The sequence below is a fragment of the Pseudoalteromonas sp. NZS71 genome (assembly GCF_015864715.1).
Taxonomy (GTDB): Bacteria; Pseudomonadota; Gammaproteobacteria; order Enterobacterales; family Alteromonadaceae; genus Pseudoalteromonas; species Pseudoalteromonas arctica.
Genome location: NZ_JADYWS010000011.1, coordinates 38,490 through 60,898, shown reverse-complemented (window position 1 = coordinate 60,898; position 22,409 = coordinate 38,490). Strand labels below are relative to the sequence as shown.

Below are 22,409 nucleotides of genomic sequence, written 5' to 3'. Positions count from 1 at the left end.
ACTGGGCTTTTTGTTTTACGCTATTACTTGATAGCTTTTAACTTGATCACTTTTAGCTCGCTTATTATGTACTGTGATTAAGCAGTGCCTTTAGTTTGCCCGGTTTAATTGGTTTACTTAAATAATGAATATTAGCGGCTTTGGTTTCTTGTTTAAGCTCGGTGTCGCGCACTGCGGTAATTAAAATAGCGGGCACTTGGCTTTGCCAAATTTCGCGCAGGGTTTTAATTAGCGTTATGCCATCGCAGTCATTGCCTAATTGGTAGTCCATTAAAATAACATCGGGTGCACCGTTTTGCTTAGCGTGCGCCAGTACATTATTTACATTATCAAATAGCGTGTAATTAGCTTGCCACTTTTTAAGTAAGCTTGCCATTGCAGCTAGATTTTCAGGATCGTCGTCTACGGCAACAATATTAATTGCTGCACGGTTTTCTATTAGGCTGTTTGTCGTACTTTTTTGTTGTACAAACTGCTCGTCACCATAAGGTACCTCAATGCTAAAACGGCTACCTTTATTTGGCTCAGAATGCACATCAAGCGGCAAACTTAATAAGTCAGCCATACGTTTTACAACACCTAAGCCTAAGCCTACGCCTTTGTTATCGCCCGACTCAACACGGTAAAAGTCATTAAATATTTTAGCTTGCTCTACTTCGCTAATACCAGGGCCTGTATCCCATACTTCTATTCGTAAATTATGCTTTCGGTTCCTACAGGCAATTAATACACGGCCATTATCGGTGTATTTAACTGCATTAGAGACCAAGTTTTGAATAATTCGGCGTAAATAGGTTATATCGCTGTGCACAATTTGCTGGTGTGAACGCACACTAAGCTTAAGGCCTTTATCACTTGATAAAATAGCGTATTCACTTTGCAATGGCGCTAAAATATCTTCAATATAAAAATGGCGAGGGGTTGGGGTCATAGCGCCTTGTTCTAGCTTGGCTATTTCAAGTAGTGCCGACATTAAGTGCACGGTTGAATCGAGACTGTCGCCTAATTTTTCAAAGCTGTTTTGGTTAGTGCTGTCGAGTTGCTTTTCGTCAATGGCAGCAAGGTATAAACGTGCTGCGTTTAACGGCTGTAAAATGTCGTGGCTCGCCAGTGCTAAAAAGCGCGTTTTACTGTCGTTGGCTTGCTCTGCTTCTCGTTTGGCTAAAGTAAGTGCTTGCTCGGTTTGTACACGGCTATCTATTTGAGCTTGTAAGTCTCTATTAATGGTTTGCACTTCTTGAGTTCGCGCTTCTATGCGGTTTTCAAGATCCATGTTTACTTCTTCAAGCGCATTTTGCGTACTTATGTGATTGGTAATATCCGAAAAGCTGGTAACAAATCCACCATCGGGCAGCGGATTACCAATCATTTCGTATACTTGGCCATTACGACGGTGGCGAATAAAGTGATGCGAGCTGCCGTATTTTAAATGCTGCACACGTTTTTCTACTTGGCGTTCTATTTCGCCAGGGCCACATTCACCACGGTTAGCGTTGTATCTAATAATATCTTCTATGGGTTGGCCTACTTCTAAAAATCCTTCAGGATAGCCAAACATTTCGCTGTAGCGTCTATTCCAAGCTACTAGCTTTAAATCTTTATCAACAACTGAAATACCATGGCTTAAATTTTCGAGTGAGGTAAATAACAGATTTTGATTAAATTGCAACGCTTGTGTGGTTTCGTCAAAAAAGTTTACAACTTCTTCAAACGCCATACGCTTACCCGACGATACCGTATGTATTAATGCTTGTGCGGAAGATGCGCCCAGCACGCCTGTTAACGCGCGTTCGCAGTAGGCTATAAATTCAGGCTCTGGGTGTGCGTTGTTATCGCTTAAGTGATGGGCGAGTGCGTAATGCGCCAATACTTGTTGGCTGCGCTGAATACCTAAAAAGGTTTGTAGTAGTATTTTAAAGTCGTAAACAGTGGCTTTTACGTCTTTATTTAAGCGCCTTGATAAAATAGCCTGATCTTTAGGGTTAACAAAAGCAGCTGCCTGAATCTTATCAATTAAGCGCTCCTCAGCCCCAAGTGAAAAACTAATATAACACCCAATATTGGCAAACAAAGCTATCAAGGTTCCGCGTGTTATAAGCGTTTGTTGTAGCTCGCTATCAAGCGTTGCACCGGCATCGAGTATTGGCAGCATTAAAAATAGTACCCAGCAAATAAAGCCCGCAACTAAACCTGCATAAACCCCATAAGCATGGCCTTTTCGCCAGTATAAGCCGCCCACAATAGCGGGTAATAATTGAGTAACAAGTGAAAAAGCAACTAAGCCCATACTTGCCAGTGCGCTGCTATGGCCAAACCATTGCTGATAGAAATAGGCCAAAATTAATATGCCTGCAATAGCAAAGCGCCTTACAAGTAAAATGCGAGACTTATAACTGGTGGTAATTAAGTTGCGTTTAAATTTACGACGTAGCATTAGGGGTAATACCACATCGTTTGAAATCATCGTGCTTAATGTAAGCGTTGCTACCACTATCATTGCGGTGGCGGCCGATAAACCACCTATAAATACAAAGGTGGTTAAAAAGGCGTTGTCGTTAATTAACGGTAGGGCAAGTACAAAGCTGTCGGGTGAATAGCCGCTGCCAATTTCAGGATGAATAGCCGCAGTCGCAATAGGTAAAATCATTGCGGCAGTTAATAGTAAATACAGCGGGAAAGCCCAGCGAGCGGTAAGTAAGTGGCGTTTGTTTTGATTGTCGACCACGGTTACATGAAACTGGCGTGGTAAACATATAATAGCCGCCGCAGCCATTAAAGACTGGCCAATAAAGTTAAAACTAAAAAAGTTAAAGTCGCTCCAATGGGCCCAAATCGACTCGGTTACTTTATTTGAAGTAGGCTCTGGCATATTAAATAAGGTGTAAACAGCAAGGCCTGCTACAGCAATAAGTGCAATAAGTTTAATCATCGATTCAAACGCGACAGCAAGCATTAACCCAGAGCGATACTCTGTTACGTCCACTTTGCGGGTACCAAAAAATATTGCAAATAAGGCCATAATTAATGTGGCAGAAAGCGCGAGCATATCGCCTGATATTTTATTACTGTTTTGCAAAAGTAAAAAGCTGGTACTAAGCGCTTTTAATTGCAGTGCAATATAGGGAATAGTCGCTAGTAAGGCGATTACAGTAACCATAATAGCGGTAGTTTGGCGTTTGCCGTAACGAGCTGAAATAAAGTCAGCAATAGTGGTTATGTTTTGTTTTTTGCTTACCAGTACCAGCTTACGTAAAAACCCTTGGCCGAATAAAAACAGCAGCGCAGGGCCCAATAATATTGGCAAATAACTCCAACTGCTGGTGGCGGCTGTACCCACTGAGCCGTAGTAAGTCCAAGAGGTACAGTAAATCCCAAGTGAGAGTGAATACACAAAAGGGTGATGGCTAATACGCTTTGCCAAAGGGGTTGTTTTATCGCCCCAATTGGCGAGCCAAAACAGCACACCTATATAACTTAAAGCAACAATAATGAGTACGGCAGTCATGTTGTTATTAAACCTTATTATTTTAAATAGTCCCTCAACCCTATGAGGGATTAACACAATACCAGAACTGAGGTTAAGTGTGAGGCTTGAATTTAAAATAAAACTTTCATTTTATTTCTATCTTATTGAATATTAATAACAAAAATAAAATCATCTCAAGCATTAGACTAATGTCGCATTAATAACCAACTTACCAATTTAATCATAAAGCCAGCTTACAAAAACAGCCTAAGCAATTGAAATAATATAAAAATATATAAAACACGCTTGAATGATAAATACAGTTTACGTAAACGTTAACAAGCTGTTACGACTATGGTCTCAATTCAATATGTAACCAGCGTTGCTAAATTGGTAAGCGAAGATAAAAAACCACTCATCGCGATATTGCGGTGCTTAAAGGGGAAAACAAAAATGGCTTTTAAAGATGAAGAACAAGCAAAAGCTTATTGGGCAGAAAACATTTCGCTGTTATTTAAACTATTAGCAGTGTGGTTTATCGTGTCTTTCGGCTTTGGCATATTACTGGTTGATGTACTTAATGAAGTGCGTTTTTTTGGGTTTAAACTTGGCTTCTGGTTCGCCCAGCAAGGCGCGATTTATACCTTTGTTGCTTTGATTTTTGTGTACGTTTTCAAAATGAATACGTTAGATAAAAAATACGGCGTAGACGAATAGGAGCTAAGCAATGGATGTTCAAACACTCACGTTTATAATTGTTGGTTTAAGCTTTGCGCTTTATATCGGCATAGCAATTTGGGCCCGTGCGGGTTCAACTAAAGAGTTTTATGTAGCAGGCGGCGGCGTACCTCCTCTTGCTAATGGTATGGCAACGGCTGCCGATTGGATGAGCGCCGCGTCGTTTATTTCAATGGCGGGTATTATTTCGTTTGCAGGTTACGATGGCAGCGTTTACTTAATGGGGTGGACAGGTGGTTATGTATTATTAGCCATGTGTTTAGCGCCATACTTACGTAAATTCGGCAAGTTTACTGTTCCTGATTTTATTGGCGACCGTTACTATTCACGCACTGCGCGTTTAGTAGCCATTGTATGTGCCATATTCATTTGTTTTACTTACATTGCAGGGCAAATGCGTGGTGTAGGCGTCGTATTTTCACGCTTTTTAGAAGTAGAAATTGAAACCGGTGTTTACATTGGTATGGTGATTGTATTCTTTTATGCGGTACTTGGCGGCATGAAAGGCATTACCTACACACAAGTAGCGCAGTATTGTGTACTTGTATTTGCCTACCTTGTACCAGCCATTTTTATCTCGATGATGATGACGGGTCACTTTTTCCCACAAACCGGTTTTGGTGCCACATTAATTGGCAGCGATGGCGTGTACGTACTTGATAAACTAGACGGCTTAAGCGCTGAACTTGGTTTTGCGCAATATACCGAAGGCTCTAAGAGCATGATTGACGTGTTCGCTATTACTGGCGCGTTAATGGTAGGTACTGCTGGTTTACCACATGTAATTGTTCGCTTTTTCACTGTACCTCGCGTAAAAGACACGCGTATTTCTGCGGCATGGACGTTAGTGTTCATCGCGATTGTTTACACAACAGCACCTGCGGTTGCAGCCTTTGCTCGCGTAAACATGGTTGATACTATTAATGGTAAAGACGGTAGCGGTACAGCTTACGCAGAAGCACCAGGATGGATTAAAAACTGGGAACGCACAGGTTTAATTACATTTGATGATAAAAACGGCGATGGCAAAATGTTCTACACGGCGGGTAAAATCACCGATCCGAACAGTGCTAACGAAGTAAACGTAGACCGCGACATTATGGTATTAGCTAATCCAGAGATTGCTAACTTACCAGCATGGGTAATTGCACTTGTAGCTGCTGGTGGTATTGCCGCGGCACTTTCTACAACAGCAGGTTTACTACTGGTTATTTCGACCTCGGTTTCGCACGATTTACTCAAGCGAACCCTCAAGCCCGATATTACCGACAAGCAAGAGTTACTTGCAGCGAGGTTGGCAGCCATGGTCGCTATTGTTATCTCCGCGTACTTTGGTATTAACCCGCCTGGGTTTGTGGCATCGGTAGTGGCATTTGCATTCGGCTTGGCGGCAGCGAGTTTCTTCCCCGCAATTATTATGGGTATATTCTCTAAAACAATGAACCGCGAAGGCGCAATTGCAGGCATGGTAACGGGTATTGGCTTTACCGCTGCATATATCATTTTCTTCAAGTTTGTTAGCCCAGAGCTAAACAGCCCTGAAAACTGGTTCTTAGGTATTTCGCCTGAAGGTATTGGCTTAATTGGTATGATTATTAACTTTGCAGTTGCTGCAATTGTTCTTAAGTTTACTAAACCAACACCGGTTGAAATTCAAGAAATGGTTGAAAGCATTCGTAACCCTAAAGGGTCTGCAGAAGCACACGACCACTAGGCTACAATTTATAGATATAGTTTAGAAAACATAAAGCACCAAAAGCCCGACTTTAGTCGGGCTTTTTATTTGTTTAATAAATAAGTACATTAGATTGGTACATCACCATTTAAAGAGCGAATACAATGAGTGTAGAACAACAAGAAATAGCCCAATACGTTTGTTTGCAAGCACCTTTTACTATGCTTGATAGCAGCGCATACGAATATTTTGTAAATCATCTTGATATTATTTACCTCACCCGCGAAAACCAGACTCAGTGGTTACAAAGTGAAAACCCTAAACTGTTTTTAATTCGCTCTGGTTTGTATGACCTAGTTGATGGTAAGGGCGATGTTGTTACACGCTTAGCGCAAGGTGACTACTTTGGTTTTCCGTCGCTGTTAACCGGTGAGGCAATTCAAAATAGGTTGGAAGTACAAAAAGAGGGCATAGTGTATATGCTCTCTCAAACGCACTTTGATTTTTTACGCAGAGAATATAAATCGTTTGAGCAATACTTTGTACGCGCTCATGCTAACCGGTTGTTGTCATCGCATTATAAAAGTAAAAACGATAGTTGGTCTGAACGTAAAATATCAGAGCTGATGACCCGCACCGCCATTACGCTTACGCCCGATGCAAGTATTAGGCAAAGTGCTAAAAAAATGAAAGAGCATGGCGTATCGTCAATAATGATAACGCAGCACGCACACTTAGTGGGAGTTGTGACTGACCGCGACTTACGTAATCGAGTACTTGCCGACGAAGTAGATCCACAAGACGCAGTAAGCAGTATTATGACAGCCAAACCTAAGTTTATATTTGAAAATAACAGGGTGTTTTCGGCGCTGCACTTAATGCTTAAATACAATATTCATCATTTACCCGTGCTTGACGAAAATCATAACCCAATAGGGATGATAACCAGCACCGATTTACTACGCCAACAAAAAAGCGACCCCGTACAGCTTATTGGGCGCATATATAAAGCGCATACTGTTACTGATTTAAAACGCTACGCTAAAGAAATTCCCGAACTTTTGCGTGGTTTTTCGTACAACATTGACGACATATCGCTAATTGGTAAATTACTCAGTGGTTTAACCGATGCGCTTACATCGCGCCTGATTCACTTATTTCAAGAAGAGCATGGCGCAGCGCCAACCAGCTTTAGTTTTATTTGCTTTGGCTCGCAAGCACGCGAAGAACAAACCCTGCATTCAGATCAAGACAACGGCTTGTTACTCCCTAACGACTTAACCACCGAGCAACACGCTTACTTTAAAAGTATGGGGGAGTTTGTATGTGAGAATTTAGTTGAGTGCGGCATTAGGCGTTGCCCAGGTAATATTATGGCAAGCAGTGATGAGTGCCGAATGAGCGTAAACGATTGGAGCGAGCGCTTTTTTAAATGGATAAAAAGCCCCACACCGAATGCAATGCTTAACTGTAAGATATTTTTTGACCTGCGATTTATTGAAGGTTCAAATGCTTTATATACCGCTTTTTGCGAGCAATTAATTCGTATATCGCGTAACGACTTATTCTATGCCGCAATGGCAACCGACATAAGCAGCAACAGCGTGCCAATTGGTTTATTTAATAAATTTAAAACCGAAAAAACAGATCAAAATAATAAATACATAGATTTAAAAAAACGTGGTGTCGTAATTATAAATGACATAGTGCGGTTATACGCTTTAAAAGCGGGTATTAGGCGCGCCAACACACAAGAGCGGTTGGATGCACTACTAAAACATAAACTGATCAGCAAAGAAGATATATACAACCTAAAAGACTGCTGGCGGTTCTTAACGCAGCTTCGTTTGAGTACACAAATAAACGAAGAGGGCTTACCGAGTAATTGCATTAACCCTAATAAATTAAACTCACTAGAGCGCCATCAACTAAAAGAAGCGTTTTACCTTGTTAAACAAGCGCAGCAAGCCGCCGCGTTTAAGTTTGCTCGCGGCAGTTTATAATGATGGATTACTAACATGGTAAAAAAGCTGCTCACTCGGTATTTAAAGCGCCGTAAATTACTAGGTAAAAATGCCTTACAACAACGTTATTTGGTGATTGATTTAGAGCTCACTGGCCTTGATGCAAAACAGCACGAAATTGTATCGGTAGCGTGGGTGATAATAGATAATCAATGTATAAAAATGAGTGAGTCACAGCACCTTATAAATAAAGACGTAAAAAGCCTTGAGCAAAGTCCTGTTTTTCATGGAATTAGCGACGATGCTATAACAAAAGGACAGAGCTTGTGCAGTATATTAACGCAACTAAGCTGCCATTTTAGCGACTGTATTTTAGTGTTTCATAATGCCATGCTCGACTGGGGTTTTTTAAAAATAGCGCTTAAAAATGCCAATATAACAATACGGCCTAAACTGATACTCGACACACTGCATATTGAGCAAAAGCGCTTACTCCATCATTCAACTGAAATAAAACAAGATGATTTAACCCTTAATGCATGCCGCACACGTTATGAGTTACCAAGCTATCATTGCCATCATGCCCTCACTGACGCACAAGCAACCGCTGAGTTACTGCTAGCCCAGTGCCATCAAATAAGCCGTGGCAAAAAGCTAAAAGTAGGCGAGTTGACGTAGGTTGGATAGAGGACAGCGAAACTCAACGATAAAATGCCTTATCGGTTAACACCGAGGTTTAGTAATATACAGTTTACTTTTATTGTTGTATGTATAATTATGGGTACAGTTACGTAATCATTATCTAACTAATCGCTTCAAGGAACGAACATGAAACTCATTACCACTATTTTTCTAACCTTATTTCCTCTTATCACTTTTGCTAATTCAAGCTTAGCTACAAATCGTCAAATTGCAGTTCAAGGTACTGCAGAGGTGCTTGCCAATCCTGATATCGCTAAAATACTATTTCAAATTATAAGTATTAAAAACGAACCTTTAGCAGCTAAGAACGATCTTGATAATAAAGTTAATTTACTAATTGACGGACTAAATCAATTTGAAATAACTGCCGATGATGTAGTTGCTTCAAGTGTTAAAGTTGAAAAAACGGGTATGGATTACATTGAAACAGGGCATCAGGCCCCCGCAGAATACGCAGCTATAAGGACCTTTGAAGTAACACTAAAAAATATTGAAAGAGTGAATGATTTAAGTGATTTTTTATTGAGTTTAAAAGTAAATGCGATTCAAAATACTGAGTTTTTATCTTCAAAAGCTGAGCTGTTACAAGCACAAGCTACACAACAAGCACTTAATAACGCAAAAGAAAAAGCAAATATGCTTGCTAACTCCTTTGGTACAAAAGTGGGTGAAGTACGCACTATTAGCTCAACTCAAAAAAGCGTTTACAGTGGCTTTGGTGCAGCGGTTAAAAAAATAGATAGAGTAAATCCAATGAGCGATTCATTTCCTAAAGCTCGCAAAAATTATTTACAACAAACGGTAAGCTTTAAATCATCAATAAACGTGGTGTTTGATTTAGAAGTAAATGATTAAGTTAGGGCGTGTTTTTCTTTCGATGTTGAATTTGCAGCGGTATGTTTGGTATTAAAGCAAGGCAGAGCCTATGGTGTGTAGTTATTCCACATAAGTAGGCGATAACACAGCATAAATACCAAACATGCGCTGCCCTTTGGGTTCGTCCTAGGGACAACTCACTCTTTGTTGCTCAGTTTTTACTTAGCCCACTAGGTTTCAAATCTCGCGCCGCGATTAAATAGCCCCTAGATAGAACAAATTTAACCCTGAAAGGTCAACACGCCCCAAAATTTTCATTCCAAATACATTTTCATAATGTAAGCTGGCTTTAAGTTTTTGATTAATTTGAAGGTAGCCATATTATGAGCGATGAAAATAACACGTTAAAAGCACAAACTGAGGCAAAAATAGCAGCAGGGCGTAAAGGTAATCCTGATTTTATGAAAGGTGTTGATGAAACGATTGCACAAGCAAAAGCGTTTCAACAAGGTGCTAATGCACTTGATTTAAACCAAAGCGCACCAAGTTTTGAGTTACCAAATCAACATGGTCAATCGGTGCAGTTAACCGAGTTACTTGCTAAAGGGCCTGTGGTTGTTACTTTTTATCGTGGAAGTTGGTGTCCGTACTGCAATTTACAGCTCAAAGCGCTTCAAGCACGTTTACCTGAAATTCACGCATTAGGTGCACAATTGGTGGCTATTAGCCCACAAGTACCCGATGGCTCACTTAGTGATGATGAAATAAGTAAAATGGATTTTTTAGTGCTGAGTGATCAAAATGCGGATGTAGCAGCAAGCTACGGAGTAGCATGGCAAGTACCCACATTTTTACTCGAGCATATGCGAGTAGACCGAGGCTTAGATTTAGAGTCGGTTAACAATGGCAATAGTAGTGTTTTACCGATCCCTGCCACCTTTGTTTTAGATAAACAAGGTAAAGTGACTTGGCGTTATGTTGATGTTGATTATCGTACTCGTTCTGAGCCAGAAGATATAATTAACGCATTGAAAAATTTAGTATAAAAAACTTAATTTTAAAAGTCAGAACCCTCGAAGAGCTTGCAATGCCTAAGCTCTTTAACCTTAATTTAAAGTTTCTAATGCTTCCCTCTTATAATCAGATGCAAGGTCGATTACAATACAGACATCTAAAAGGCGTATTGCCTTTATCTGCACGCTAAAAGAGTGGATTTTATATTTCATGGCAATCAAACTTGCAATTAATGGTTTTGGTCGTATTGGTCGAAATATTGTCCGCGCGTTATACGAGTCTGGTTTGAGCGACGATATAAAAATTGTTGCGATTAACGAACTTGCTGATCCTGAAGCTATTGCTCATTTATTAAAATACGACACATCCCACGGTCGTTTTTCTTTTCCTGTAAAACTTGGTGAAGACACCATTAGTGTTGCAGGCGATACCATTGCACTTTTTTGTGAAGAAAACCCAATTGAATTACCTTGGCAAACGCTCGATGTAGACGTTGTACTTGAATGTACTGGTGTTTATCACTCGCGTGAACATGCGCAGTTACATATTACCGCAGGCGCTAAAAAGGTGTTGTTTTCGCATCCGGCCGATAACGATGTTGATGCTACGATTGTGTATGGCATTAACGACGATGAGCTTAAAAACGAGCACACAATTGTGTCTAACGGCTCGTGTACAACTAACTGTGTTGTGCCGGTTATTAAAGTATTAGATGATGCATTTGGTATTGAGTCGGGCGCTATTACAACGATTCATGCGTCGATGAACGATCAACAAGTGATTGATGGTTATCATCATGATTTACGCCGTACTCGCGCTGCAAGCCAATCAATTATTCCAGTTGATACAAAGCTCGCCCGTGGTATAGACCGTATTTTACCTAAATTTAAAGGCCGTTTTGAAGCTATCGCCGTACGTGTACCGACTATAAATGTCACGGCAATGGATTTAAGTGTAACGGTTAATACCGATGTAGATTTAAACGCAGTAAATAACGCACTTAAAGCACAAGCAAAAGACCGCTTAGAAGGTATTTTAAGTTATACCGAAGAGCCGCTTGTGTCGGTTGATTTTAATCACGACCCACATTCTTGTATTATTGATGGCACACAAACACGTGTTAGTCACAAACGACTGATAAAGTTATTAGTATGGTGTGATAACGAATGGGGTTTTGCTAATCGTATGCTCGACACAGCGCGTGCTATGATGGCAGTGAATAAGTAATTTATTAATATAATAATTTTAAACGTATTTTTCAGGTTCAGTATCGTTAACTAAGGAGATGTTCATGTCGGTCATAAAAATGGCAGATTTAGATTTAAACGGCAAACGCGTATTAATTCGTGAAGATTTAAATGTACCAGTTAAAGCAGGTAAAGTGACGTCAGATGCGCGTATTCGTGCAGCACTACCTACTATTAAATTAGCGCTTGAGATGGGTGCTAAAGTAATGGTTATGTCACATCTTGGCCGTCCTACGGAAGGGGAATATGATGAAGCGTTTTCGCTAGCACCTGTCGCTGATTACTTAAACGATGCCCTTGAGCAAACTGTACGTTTAGAAAAAGATTACCTAAACGGTGTTGATATTGCTGATAACGAAGTTGTTGTTTTTGAAAATGTGCGCTTTAACAAAGGCGAGAAGAAAAACGACGAAGCGTTATCTAAGCAACTTGCAGCACTGTGTGATGTATATGTAATGGATGCATTTGGTACGGCTCACCGTGCGCAAGCATCTACGCATGGCGTTGGCTTATTTGCTGATGTGGCATGTGCAGGTCCATTGTTATCAGCTGAACTAGAAGCGTTAGGCAAAGCACTTGATAACCCAGCTCGTCCATTAGTGGCGATTGTTGGTGGTTCTAAAGTTTCAACTAAGCTAACCGTTTTAGATTCACTTTCTAAAATTGTTGACCAATTAGTTACCGGTGGCGGTATTGCAAATACCTTTATTGCTGCATCAGGTAGCCCAGTTGGTAAATCGCTTTACGAACCAGATTTAATGGATGAAGCTAACCGCTTATGTGCAGCAGCGATTGCTAATAATGGTGAAATTCCGGTACCGACTGACGTAGTTGTTGGTAATGAGTTTTCCGAATCTGCTGTAGCTACGCTTAAAGATGTAAGCGAAGTAACAAGCGACGATATGATTTTTGATATTGGTCCTGATACAGCGAGCAAGCTTGCAAAAATTATTGCAAATGCGGGCACTGTTGTATGGAATGGCCCTGTTGGCGTGTTCGAGTTTGACCAATTTGGTAATGGCACACGTGCTATTGCACAAGCAATTGCTAACTCAAATGCGTTTTCAATTGCTGGTGGTGGTGATACCTTAGCCGCAATTGATAAATACGGCATTGCCGATAAAGTTTCTTATATTTCTACTGGTGGTGGTGCGTTCTTAGAGTTTTTAGAAGGCAAAAAACTTCCAGCAGTTGAAATGCTAGAGTCGCGCGCTAAGTAATTTTAGTGGCGTAAGGTGAGGGGGTAATAGCTCTCACCGACAATTAATTATTAAATACCTCTCACCCTAATTTAATAGTTAATTTAGACGGAATATTACTGCAAAGCAGTGGTTTTTCGTGGCGTTGTTATAACGCCAAACTAACACATCCGTTCAAACTAGATGGTAGGGAACTACTGTCGATAAATTGGAGAATACCCAATGGCTTTAATCAGTATGCGACAACTTTTAGATCATGCAGCAGAGCATGGTTACGGCGTACCTGCTTTTAACGTTAACAATCAAGAGCAAATGCGCGCAATAATGGAAGCGGCTGACAAAACAAACAGCCCAGTAATCGTTCAGGGATCAGCTGGCGCACGTGCTTATGCTGGTGCTCCATTTATTCGTCATATGATTTTAGCAGCCGTTGAAGAATGGCCACATATTCCCGTTGTTATGCACCAAGATCACGGCACATCGCCAGGTGTATGTCAGCGTTCAATTCAGCTTGGTTTTTCATCAGTAATGATGGATGGCTCGTTAATGAGCGACGGCAAAACTCCTTCAAGCTACGAATACAATGTAGAAGTAACGCGCGAAACTGTTGCTATGGCGCATGCTTGTGGCGTATCGGTTGAAGGCGAGCTAGGTGTACTTGGTTCACTTGAAACAGGTGAAGCTGGCGAAGAAGATGGTGTTGGCGCAGAAGGGTTACTAACCACTGAGCAAATGCTAACAGACCCTGAAGAAGCGGCTGACTTTGTAAATAAAACACATGTTGATGCACTTGCAATTGCCTGTGGTACTTCGCACGGAGCTTATAAATTTACTCGCCCACCAACAGATGACATTTTAGCGATTGACCGCATTAAAGCGATTCATGCACGTATTCCTAACACGCATTTAGTGATGCATGGTTCATCTTCAGTTCCTCAAGAGTGGTTAGAAATTATTAATCAGTACGGTGGCGAAATTCCAGAAACTTATGGTGTGCCAGTTGAACAGATTGTTGAAGGCATTAAATTTGGTGTTCGTAAGGTAAATATTGATACCGATTTACGTTTGGCATCTACCGGTGCAATTCGCCGTCATATGGCGCTTAACCCATCTAACTTTGATCCACGTAAATACCTAGCTGAAGCTACAAAAGCAATGACAGAGATTTGTGTTGCGCGCTATAACTCGTTTGGTACTTCTGGTCAGGCTAGTAAAATTAAGCCAATTTCACTTGATGAGATGCACCTTAAATACTTAAGCGGCGAACTAGACCCTAAAATTAGATAATAGATCAATTTATAATTGATCATTATTAGGGCCTGTTTATCTTTCGAGGTTAAATTTGCAGCAGTATGTTTGGTATTTAGGCAAGGCAGAGCCTATGAAGTGTGGTTATTCCCCATAAATAGGCGATAACGTGGAATAAATGCCAAACATGCGCTGCCCGAAGGGTTCTGCCTAGGGGCAATTTACTCTTTGTTGCTCGGTTTTTACTTAGCCCGCTAGGTTACAAACCTCACGCCGCGATTAAATCGCCCCTAGATTGAACAAATTTTAATCCTGAAAGGTCAACAGGCCCTAAGCCAGTAACTTTGTTGCTGGCTTTTTTAATGTCAGCCCTTTTTATATTGCAGGTTACGGCTTCTATTGATCAGATCGCTGTACTATCAATGCCGTACTTTGGGATCACGCATTTACTAACACAGCCTTTTCGGATCATTACTTTACTAAGCCAAATACACTTTTTCGCTATTTTAGGCTCTGAGATAATTTGATCGTTATTTATTTGTATAAACAATCAACAACTTATGGCTTTGACTAGGTACAACTCTGATCTGAGAGTGGATCGGCTTGGTAAAAATCTGATCCTTTATTTTGGGCTTAGTAAAATTTAGATCTATTTTTAAACGTATTGATTGTTACACAGGCGGGTTTGTTAATTTTAAAATAGCTTTAAAGCTACTTTTAAACGATCGATCTGTAAAAATGTCTTGGTTAGTAAAACAATGATCCCAGCTAATTTTGTATTATTTAATGATTTAACTAGCGACAAAAAGCAGATAATTTCAAAAATTAGCTATTTATAAATTTATCGTAAATCTCTTATTATTACGTTAAATATTAAAAAGGTTTTAAAAATATGACGTTAATGAGGTTTTTTGTCACTAATTTGTGTTTTTTTTACCACCATTTTAATTTACACGTTACACTTTCATAAAAATGTCATACTTAGTCATAATAATGAAAACTAATTCGATAGCGTAAGAGATAAATTGGAATGTCACGTAAAGTACTAGTCGTAGATGACGAAGCTCCTATCAGGGAGATGTTGATTTTTGTTTTAGAGCAAAATGGATTTCAAGCAATTGAAGCAGAAGATTACGACTCTGCTATTGCAGCTATGGTTGAACCTTACCCAGATATGGTTTTACTTGATTGGATGTTACCAGGTGGAAGCGGTATTCAAATTGCTAAAAAGTTTAAGCAAAACGAACACACCCGCCAAATCCCAATTATTATGCTTACAGCCCGCGGCGAAGAAGAAGACAAAGTACGTGGCCTTGAAGTAGGTGCTGACGATTACGTAACTAAGCCGTTTTCTCCTAAAGAGCTTATGGCACGTATTAAAGCGGTTATTCGCCGTGTATCGCCAACCTCATTAGAAGAAGCTATTGAAGTACATGGCCTGCGTCTAGACCCTATTTCGCATCGTGTTACCTCAGAAGGTAATGAGCTTGATATGGGGCCAACCGAATTTAGATTACTGCACTTTTTTATGACTCACCCAGAGCGTGTTTATAGCCGTGAACAACTGCTTGATCATGTATGGGGAACTAATGTTTACGTAGAAGATCGCACGGTTGATGTGCACATTCGTCGTCTGCGCAAAGCAATTGGCCCACTTGGACATGACCGTTTGGTGCAAACTGTACGTGGTGCGGGATATCGTTTTTCAAGTAAGCTGTGATCAGCTTAAAGCTTAGCTAATGTATGAAATACGCATGTATTACTACTCTAAGGTAAAGTGAGTGTATGTATCGAGTTGTTAATAAGCAGGCGTTAGTAAAGCGCCTGTTTATCTATTTTTTACCCTTACTATTAATTGGTGTGCTAGTTGGCGCGCCATTTTTGCTTTTATTTTTAGGATCTTTTTCCCTCCTTATTTGGCACTACCATCAACTTTATCGTTTGAGCGATTGGCTACTTAATCAACGTAGCTTTAATCCACCTGAGGGCGAGGGTGCATGGGAGCAAGTGTTTGAAGGTATTTATCATCTACAGCACCGTAATCGTAAAAAACGTAATGAGCTTGCTGATTTAATTCGTCGCTTTCGCGATGGAGCTGAAGCAGTACCTGATGCGGTAGTGGTATTACAAAACGATTTAAGTATTGTGTGGTGTAATCAATTAGCCCTTAAAGTGCTTGGTTTGCAGTGGCCAACCGATCATGGTCAGCGTCTTGATAATTTAATTCGCGAACCTAAGTTTGCTAAATACATGCACAAAGGTGAATTTGACGACGCGCTTGAGCTGGATAACGGCCATAGCATTGAGCAAGTACTAGAATTTAGGGTAATGCCTTATGCAAGCACGCAACTTATGGTTGTTGTGCGTGATGTAACGCGCTTAAAACAGCTAGAACAGATGCGTAAAGACTTTGTAGCCAATGTGTCACACGAACTACGTACACCGCTTACAGTGGTTACTGGGTATCTTGAGATGATGGATGGCGACATGATGCCGCCGCCAGCAATGTGGAACAAAGCGCAAAATACTATGCTTGAACAATGCAAGCGCATGGATAGCTTAGTCAGCCAATTACTATCGCTTTCGCGTATTGAAGGTGCTCGTCGCCAAGACAATGATAAAGCCATAAACGTACCGCAATTACTTGGTTATATTCACACTGAGGCAAACTCAATTAATCAAGACAAAGGCCATGAGCTTATTTTTAATATTGATAAAACCCTCGATATTAAAGGCTCTGAGGATGAACTGCGTAGTGCGTTTTCTAATTTAGTATTTAACGCCATTCATTACACTAAACCCGGTGGCAAAGTGGAAGTATGTTGGCAGCGCAAAAACAATAAAGCGTGTTTTAGTGTTACCGATAATGGTGATGGTATTGCGCCAGAGCATATTAACCGTTTAACTGAGCGTTTTTATCGTGTTGATAAAGCCCGCAGCAGAACAACAGGTGGCTCAGGCTTAGGGCTCGCGATTACAAAACATGTACTAACGCGCCACGATAGTAAATTAAATATTAGCAGTGAAGTTAACAAAGGTTCGTGTTTTTCTTTCGAATTTTCAATAGATAAGATAGTTTCGCTAGCTAAGTAATTAGGCTGAAAAGCAAAGTCATAAAAGTGTCATTTAAGAGTAATGTAACTGTCATGTACTCACTTTAGAGTGGGCAGCAGTTAGAAAATGGGACGAACAAACCGGAGAACCCTACATGAAATTTAAAAACTTAGTTGCCGCAATGGGTGTGGCTGTTACAACTTTCGTATCTGCACAAGCAGTTGCTTTAGATCAAGATATTCCTGAGTATCAAAAAATTAGTGGTGTTTCAGGTAACTTCTCATCAGTAGGTTCTGACACTTTAGCCAACATGATGACGTTCTGGGCTGAAGAGTACAAACGTATTTACCCAAATGTAAATATTCAAATTCAAGCGGCAGGTTCTTCTACTGCACCACCGGCACTTACCGAAGGTACAGCTAACCTAGGTCCAATGAGCCGTAAAATGAAATCTAAAGAAATCGAAGCGTTCGAAAAACGTTACGGTTACAAGCCAACAGAAGTTCGCGTAGCTATTGATGCACTTGCTGTATTTGTACATAAAGATAACCCAATTGAAGGTCTTCGTATTGACCAAGTAGATGCTATTTTTTCATCTACTCGTAAATGTGGCGCACCAGAGCAAGTTAATCGTTGGAGCGATGTCGGCCTAACAGGTGATTGGGCAGCTAAAGATGTGCAACTTTACGGACGCAACTCAGTATCAGGTACGTATGGCTACTTTAAAAAGAAAGCACTGTGTAAAGGTGATTTCCGTAATAATGTAAATGAGCAACCGGGTTCTGCATCAGTAGTACAGTCAATTTCATCTTCATTAAATGCAATTGGTTACTCTGGTATCGGCTATAAAACATCGGGCGTACGTACAGTACCGCTTGCTAAAAAAGGCGATAACTTTGTTGATGCAACACTTGATAACGTTGCGCAAGGTAAATACCCGCTATCGCGCTTTTTATATGTTTATGTGAATAAACACCCGAATAAGCCACTATCACCTATGGAAGAACAATTTTTAAGAATGGTACTTTCAAAAGATGGTCAGCAAATTGTAGAAAAAGATGGTTATGTACCACTTTCTGCAAAGCTAGTAAAAACAGAACTTAAAAAGCTTGGTTTGAACTAATACCAATTGCATTAAATTAGTGAGTTATTATAGCGATAAGAAAATAGCGCAATAACAAGGCTAAAATTATGATACATAGTTGTTCTATATAAATAATTTTTAACGTAGTTAGTGAGTTATTTAATACGCTAGAATGGTCATGTTTTTAATAAAATTGGTATGATAAACCATAGGCAATAAAAAACCGCTCATTGAGCGGTTTTTTTGTGCCTAAAACTAAAAACTTTAAGGAATTAAATATTACCTAATTTTTCGGCTTGTGCTTTACATTGGTTGTAGCTCTCAACACATTTTCCAGAGCATACTTGCTGCTTTAAGCCCTCAGCAGTTGTTTGCTGTTCACATGTACTTTCGCATTGGTAATTTTGCTGAGCACACTGATTCATTTCAGGGTTTTCAACTTGGTTTTGGCAACCTACTAATAGTGCAAAAGTAAGGGCGACTACGCTTGTTTTTATTAAAGTGTGCATGCTTCTTATCCTTAAAATGGAGTCGCAATAATATTAAATTTCGACTTGAATATTGTCGATCAATCTAACACCACCAAAATAGGCTGCGGCTAAAATAACAAATTGAGTATCTTCGATTGTAGCAGTTTTTAATGTATCTCGTTGAGCAATCTCAAAATAGTCTGGCTTTAGGCCAGCTTGCTCTAAGCTCTGTTTAGCTAAGCTTTCAAGTTTTACGAAGTCTTTTTCGCCGCTTTTAAGTTGCTCAGCGCATGTATTAAGTGCTTTAAATAATACGGTTGCAGTCGCTTTTTGCTCATCAGATAAGTAACCATTACGTGAGCTCATAGCAAGGCCAGAAACTTCTCGCATTGTAGGTACACCAATAACTTCAACCGGAATTGATAGGTCGCGTGCCATGGTTTTAATTACTTGCAGTTGCTGAAAATCTTTTTCACCAAAGCAGGCGTAATCGGGTTGTACAAGGTTAAATAATTTTGTAACTACCGTGGCAACACCTCTAAAGTGACCAGGACGTGAGCCACCACAGTAACCTAATGAAATATCAGGCACATCTACAAAGCTCTGTGCGCCAAGTCCATTTGGATAAATTGTTTCTACACTTGGGGTAAATACAATATCAGTGCCTAGTTCTGCAAGGCCTTGTTTATCTTCGTTTAGTGTACGAGGATAGTTATCTAAATCTTCGTTAGCACCAAATTGCATTGGGTTAACAAAAATACTCACAACGACTTTATCGGCTAAGTTTTTTGCTTTTTCTACTAGCGAAAAATGCCCACGGTGCAAGTTGCCCATTGTTGGCACAAGTGCCACGCTAAGACCCGCTTGGCGCCATGCTTTAATTTGACTACGTAACGATCTGATTTCAGTAATTGACTGCATTATTTAAACTCGTGTTCAGCGCTTGGAAACGCGCCATTTTTAACGTCTGTACAATACTTTTGAACGGCTGCAGGCATATTGCCTGTTTCGAGCAAAAAGTTTTTAGAAAATTTAGGAATGTAACCTGCTGAAATACCAACAAGGTCATGCATTACCAGTATTTGGCCGTCAGTTAAACTGCCCGCACCAATACCAATTGTTGGGATGCTTAGGGCGTCTGTAATGCGTTTTGCCAGTGCACTTGGAATACATTCAAGTACTAATAATTGTGCGCCAGCAGCTTCTAGTGCTTTTGCGTCATCAATCATTTTTTGTGCTTTGTCTTCTTCGCGACCTTGTATTTTAAAGCCACCAAATACATGTACTGACTGTGGTGTAAGGCCTAAATGCCCGCAAACTGGAATACCTTGTTGAGTAAGCGTTTTAATGCTCTCGTAAAGCCATTCTCCGCCTTCAAGCTTAATCATGTTTGCGCCAGCGCGCATAAGCTCAGCTGCATTTTTACAAGTATCACTTACGCTTGAGTAGGTCATAAAAGGTAAGTCAGCAATTACAAATAATTCGCGGCTACCAGCGCGTACACAGCGGGTATGATATGCAATATCTTGATTGGTTACGCCAAGGGTGTCATCGCCGCCTTGTAGTACCATGCCCAAAGAGTCGCCCACTAAAATAACTTCAACGCCGTTATCATGAAATAACTTTGCAAAACTAGCGTCGTAGGCTGTTAATGCAGTAATCTTGTTATTTTCTGCTTTCATTTTATTTAAAGTAGAAACGGTTATTTTAGACATAATATCCTCGCAGGCAAAAGCCTAGGTTAATTACAGAGGTAATTGTTGTAAGTCGTTGAGCGGTAAATTATTTGCAATGGTTTTTAATGCAATGCCGCTAGGTAAAATAAGTTCAGGTGCAAGCTCTAATAGTGGATAAACCACAAACTCGCGATTATTCAAACCATAATGAGGCACAGTTAAGCGCACCGTATTTATAATTTGATCATCAAATAATAGAGTATCTATATCAAGTGTGCGTGGACCCCAACGCTCAGCCTTTCTTACTCGACCATGCTCAAGTTCAATTCGTTGCGTTAAATCAAGTAATTGCTCTGGCTCAAGGGTCGTTTTAATGCACGCTACTGCATTGATATAGTCTGGTTGATCTTGTGGGCCCATAGGCTTACTTGCATAGTAATGCGATACGTTTATAAATTCACAATTAGGCAGCTTTTTAAGCGCGATTACCGCGTTATCAAGCTGCTCTTTTGGTGAGTTTAGGTTGGCACCTAAACCCAAATAAACACAGTGCATGTTATTACTCAGCTGGCTTTTTAGTAGGTCGACGGCGCTTTCGCGGCTTAGGACCACCTTGATGGCCTAAGTTTTTAACCATCTCTTTTTGGCCGTTTATATCTTGGCTTAAGTATTGTGTCCACCACTGGGCAAGCTCAGTATGCTGTGTTTCGCCTGCATCTACGCGTAAGAGTAAAAAGTCGTAGGCGGCTTTAAAGCGAGGTTGCTGCGTTAGTCTGTAAGCACGTTGGCCTGCGCGTTTATCCAAACGGTGCTGAATATGCCAAATATCGCGAGCACCTAAAGTAAAGCGTTTAGGAACCGCAATGTGTTGTGAGTTATCGCTTAGTACTTTATTCATTGCTTGTGCGAAAGCATCGTATTCTGCAAGTTGCTCTTGGCTTTGAATCTTTTTAGTACGCTCAAGCAGCGGGAACCAAAGTAGTGCGGCAAAAATAAACGCTGGTGTTACTTTTTTATCGGCATTAATACGTTTGTCGGTATTTTGAAACATTTGCTGAATAAGCGTGTGTTCTAAGCCACTTGGGTTTTTATCTAAGATTTTATCAAGCTCAGGAAACAGTGAGCGGAATAAGCCGTATTTACGCAGCATTAAAAAGTTGGCTTCGGCCTTGCCATTTAAAAACAGCTTAAGAATTTCTTCAAATAAACGTGCTGGCGGAATGTTATCAAGCAAACTTGCAAGCTCACTAATTGGCTTTTCACTTTTAGGCGCAATGCTCATATCAAGTTTAGTAGCAAAGCGAACTGCACGTAACATACGAACAGGGTCTTCGCGGTAACGCGTTTCAGGGTCGCCGATTAGCTCAATTTGTTTAGCTTTAATTGCCGCTAAGCCGTTGGCGTAATCGTGAATACTAAAATCTTTGATTGAGTAATAAAGTGCATTGATTGAAAAGTCGCGGCGTTCTGCATCTTCTTCAATACTGCCAAATACGTTGTCACGTAGTAATTGGCCTTCATCGCTTGATTGGCTTATTTGATTTTTGTCTTCTTGCGCTTCGTGGTGGCCACGCATAGTCGCCACTTCAATAATTTCACGGCCAAATACAATATGTGCTAAACGAAAGCGACGACCAATAAGGCGACAGTTTCTAAATAGTTTTTTTACTTGATCTGGCGTGGCATTAGTAACTACGTCAAAATCTTTTGGCTGTTGGCCTAACAATATATCGCGAATACAACCACCAACAAGGTAGGCATCGTAGCCACCGTCTTTTAAGCGGTATAATACTTTGATTGCATTTGGGCTAAATTGTTTGCGAGAAATACCATGCTCACCACGAGTGACAACAATAGGTTCACTGCTTACAGAAGCGCTTTCGGCACTGGTATTCGGGCCGATTATTTGTCGGCAAAATTGAAAAAGCTTGGAAATAATAGTCTGTCTCCTAGAAGGTGTGATTGACTCTGCATCGCAATCAAAAGTTACAGCAAATGGGGCGGTTATAGCCCAGTACAAGCTGTTTGACGTAATTAGCATATATTTAGGCGGCTA

General features: G+C 40.4%; 18 protein-coding genes. 12 read left to right on the top strand and 6 right to left on the bottom strand.

Features of this window, described 5'->3' with window-relative positions:
• Nucleotides 1-64: 64 nt before the first annotated feature.
• Nucleotides 65-3,505, bottom strand: coding sequence for a PAS-domain containing protein (locus I6E85_RS09175; RefSeq protein ID WP_024589745.1), 3,441 nt, complete (start codon nucleotides 3,503-3,505; stop codon nucleotides 65-67).
• Between the two features lie 414 nt (nucleotides 3,506-3,919).
• Here I6E85_RS09175 and I6E85_RS09170 point away from each other — a divergent pair, with 414 nt between their 5' ends.
• The 12 genes from I6E85_RS09170 (at nucleotide 3,920) to I6E85_RS09115 (ending at nucleotide 18,246) form a co-directional block, all read left to right on the top strand.
• Nucleotides 3,920-4,183 carry a DUF4212 domain-containing protein gene (locus tag I6E85_RS09170; RefSeq protein WP_007377498.1) on the top strand — a complete coding sequence of 88 codons (264 nt, stop codon included), beginning with the start codon at nucleotides 3,920-3,922 and terminating at the stop codon, nucleotides 4,181-4,183.
• A 10-nt stretch (nucleotides 4,184-4,193) separates the two neighbouring features.
• Nucleotides 4,194-5,918, top strand: coding sequence for a sodium:solute symporter family protein (locus tag I6E85_RS09165; RefSeq protein WP_007587184.1), 1,725 nt, complete (start codon nucleotides 4,194-4,196; stop codon nucleotides 5,916-5,918).
• A 125-nt stretch (nucleotides 5,919-6,043) separates the two neighbouring features.
• Nucleotides 6,044-7,882 carry a DUF294 nucleotidyltransferase-like domain-containing protein gene (locus I6E85_RS09160; protein ID WP_197121367.1) on the top strand — a complete coding sequence of 613 codons (1,839 nt, stop codon included), beginning with the start codon at nucleotides 6,044-6,046 and terminating at the stop codon, nucleotides 7,880-7,882.
• A 15-nt stretch (nucleotides 7,883-7,897) separates the two neighbouring features.
• Nucleotides 7,898-8,521, top strand: coding sequence for a 3'-5' exonuclease (locus I6E85_RS09155; RefSeq protein WP_024589748.1), 624 nt, complete (start codon nucleotides 7,898-7,900; stop codon nucleotides 8,519-8,521).
• A gap of 150 nt (nucleotides 8,522-8,671) precedes the next feature.
• On the top strand, nucleotides 8,672-9,400 hold the full coding sequence (locus tag I6E85_RS09150) for an SIMPL domain-containing protein (protein WP_024589749.1): 729 nt from the start codon (nucleotides 8,672-8,674) through the stop codon (nucleotides 9,398-9,400).
• A gap of 344 nt (nucleotides 9,401-9,744) precedes the next feature.
• Nucleotides 9,745-10,407, top strand: a complete 663-nt coding sequence (locus I6E85_RS09145; protein ID WP_024589750.1) for a peroxiredoxin-like family protein — start codon at nucleotides 9,745-9,747, stop codon at nucleotides 10,405-10,407.
• Between the two features lie 178 nt (nucleotides 10,408-10,585).
• Nucleotides 10,586-11,602: an erythrose-4-phosphate dehydrogenase gene (epd, locus tag I6E85_RS09140; RefSeq protein WP_007587176.1), complete on the top strand. Its 1,017-nt coding sequence runs from the start codon at nucleotides 10,586-10,588 to the stop codon at nucleotides 11,600-11,602.
• A gap of 64 nt (nucleotides 11,603-11,666) precedes the next feature.
• Nucleotides 11,667-12,842, top strand: a complete 1,176-nt coding sequence (locus tag I6E85_RS09135) for a phosphoglycerate kinase (RefSeq protein ID WP_007587175.1) — start codon at nucleotides 11,667-11,669, stop codon at nucleotides 12,840-12,842.
• A gap of 201 nt (nucleotides 12,843-13,043) precedes the next feature.
• Entirely contained in the window at nucleotides 13,044-14,108 is a 1,065-nt protein-coding gene (gene fba, locus I6E85_RS09130) for a class II fructose-bisphosphate aldolase (RefSeq protein WP_007587174.1), read from the top strand.
• A gap of 991 nt (nucleotides 14,109-15,099) precedes the next feature.
• Entirely contained in the window at nucleotides 15,100-15,789 is a 690-nt protein-coding gene (gene phoB / locus I6E85_RS09125; RefSeq protein ID WP_024589751.1) for a phosphate regulon transcriptional regulator PhoB, read from the top strand.
• A 65-nt stretch (nucleotides 15,790-15,854) separates the two neighbouring features.
• Nucleotides 15,855-17,162, top strand: a complete 1,308-nt coding sequence (gene phoR, locus I6E85_RS09120; protein WP_007587170.1) for a phosphate regulon sensor histidine kinase PhoR — start codon at nucleotides 15,855-15,857, stop codon at nucleotides 17,160-17,162.
• Nucleotides 17,163-17,277: 115 nt separating this feature from the next.
• The gene (locus tag I6E85_RS09115) at nucleotides 17,278-18,246 is read left to right on the top strand and encodes a PstS family phosphate ABC transporter substrate-binding protein (protein WP_010554592.1); all 969 of its coding nucleotides are present in this window, start codon (nucleotides 17,278-17,280) and stop codon (nucleotides 18,244-18,246) included.
• A gap of 233 nt (nucleotides 18,247-18,479) precedes the next feature.
• On the opposite strand, the gene I6E85_RS09110 is transcribed toward I6E85_RS09115, so the two are convergent.
• Genes I6E85_RS09110 through pcnB form a run of 5 tightly spaced genes read right to left on the bottom strand, consistent with a single transcriptional unit; the run spans nucleotide 18,480 to nucleotide 22,394 of the window.
• The gene (locus tag I6E85_RS09110; protein WP_007587168.1) at nucleotides 18,480-18,716 is read right to left on the bottom strand and encodes a hypothetical protein; all 237 of its coding nucleotides are present in this window, start codon (nucleotides 18,714-18,716) and stop codon (nucleotides 18,480-18,482) included.
• 33 nt (nucleotides 18,717-18,749) lie between these two features.
• Entirely contained in the window at nucleotides 18,750-19,598 is an 849-nt protein-coding gene (gene panC, locus I6E85_RS09105; RefSeq protein WP_007587167.1) for a pantoate--beta-alanine ligase, read from the bottom strand.
• The gene (panB, locus tag I6E85_RS09100; protein ID WP_007587166.1) at nucleotides 19,598-20,392 is read right to left on the bottom strand and encodes a 3-methyl-2-oxobutanoate hydroxymethyltransferase; all 795 of its coding nucleotides are present in this window, start codon (nucleotides 20,390-20,392) and stop codon (nucleotides 19,598-19,600) included. The genes panC and panB overlap by 1 nt, the downstream gene beginning before the upstream one ends.
• Before the next feature lie 30 nt (nucleotides 20,393-20,422).
• On the bottom strand, nucleotides 20,423-20,908 hold the full coding sequence (gene folK, locus I6E85_RS09095) for a 2-amino-4-hydroxy-6-hydroxymethyldihydropteridine diphosphokinase (protein WP_007587165.1): 486 nt from the start codon (nucleotides 20,906-20,908) through the stop codon (nucleotides 20,423-20,425).
• A 4-nt stretch (nucleotides 20,909-20,912) separates the two neighbouring features.
• Nucleotides 20,913-22,394 carry a polynucleotide adenylyltransferase PcnB gene (gene pcnB / locus I6E85_RS09090; RefSeq protein ID WP_007587164.1) on the bottom strand — a complete coding sequence of 494 codons (1,482 nt, stop codon included), beginning with the start codon at nucleotides 22,392-22,394 and terminating at the stop codon, nucleotides 20,913-20,915.
• Between the last annotated feature and the right edge of the window lie 15 nt (nucleotides 22,395-22,409).

Excerpts from the sequence above, each read along its gene's own strand:
- phoR (WP_007587170.1), top strand. The coding sequence starts at position 15,855 with ATGTATCGAGTTGTTAATAAGCAGGCGTTAGTAAAGCGCCTGTTTATC.
- I6E85_RS09135 (WP_007587175.1), top strand. The coding sequence starts at position 11,667 with ATGTCGGTCATAAAAATGGCAGATTTAGATTTAAACGGCAAACGCGTA.
- I6E85_RS09150 (WP_024589749.1), top strand. The coding sequence starts at position 8,672 with ATGAAACTCATTACCACTATTTTTCTAACCTTATTTCCTCTTATCACT.
- I6E85_RS09145 (WP_024589750.1), top strand. The coding sequence starts at position 9,745 with ATGAGCGATGAAAATAACACGTTAAAAGCACAAACTGAGGCAAAAATA.
- phoB (WP_024589751.1), top strand. The coding sequence starts at position 15,100 with ATGTCACGTAAAGTACTAGTCGTAGATGACGAAGCTCCTATCAGGGAG.
- panB (WP_007587166.1), bottom strand. The coding sequence starts at position 20,392 with ATGTCTAAAATAACCGTTTCTACTTTAAATAAAATGAAAGCAGAAAAT.
- folK (WP_007587165.1), bottom strand. The coding sequence starts at position 20,908 with ATGCACTGTGTTTATTTGGGTTTAGGTGCCAACCTAAACTCACCAAAA.
- I6E85_RS09115 (WP_010554592.1), top strand. The coding sequence starts at position 17,278 with ATGAAATTTAAAAACTTAGTTGCCGCAATGGGTGTGGCTGTTACAACT.
- panC (WP_007587167.1), bottom strand. The coding sequence starts at position 19,598 with ATGCAGTCAATTACTGAAATCAGATCGTTACGTAGTCAAATTAAAGCA.
- I6E85_RS09165 (WP_007587184.1), top strand. The coding sequence starts at position 4,194 with ATGGATGTTCAAACACTCACGTTTATAATTGTTGGTTTAAGCTTTGCG.
- I6E85_RS09170 (WP_007377498.1), top strand. The coding sequence starts at position 3,920 with ATGGCTTTTAAAGATGAAGAACAAGCAAAAGCTTATTGGGCAGAAAAC.
- epd (WP_007587176.1), top strand. The coding sequence starts at position 10,586 with ATGGCAATCAAACTTGCAATTAATGGTTTTGGTCGTATTGGTCGAAAT.
- I6E85_RS09110 (WP_007587168.1), bottom strand. The coding sequence starts at position 18,716 with ATGCACACTTTAATAAAAACAAGCGTAGTCGCCCTTACTTTTGCACTA.
- I6E85_RS09160 (WP_197121367.1), top strand. The coding sequence starts at position 6,044 with ATGAGTGTAGAACAACAAGAAATAGCCCAATACGTTTGTTTGCAAGCA.
- I6E85_RS09175 (WP_024589745.1), bottom strand. The coding sequence starts at position 3,505 with ATGACTGCCGTACTCATTATTGTTGCTTTAAGTTATATAGGTGTGCTG.
- I6E85_RS09155 (WP_024589748.1), top strand. The coding sequence starts at position 7,898 with ATGGTAAAAAAGCTGCTCACTCGGTATTTAAAGCGCCGTAAATTACTA.
- fba (WP_007587174.1), top strand. The coding sequence starts at position 13,044 with ATGGCTTTAATCAGTATGCGACAACTTTTAGATCATGCAGCAGAGCAT.
- pcnB (WP_007587164.1), bottom strand. The coding sequence starts at position 22,394 with ATGCTAATTACGTCAAACAGCTTGTACTGGGCTATAACCGCCCCATTT.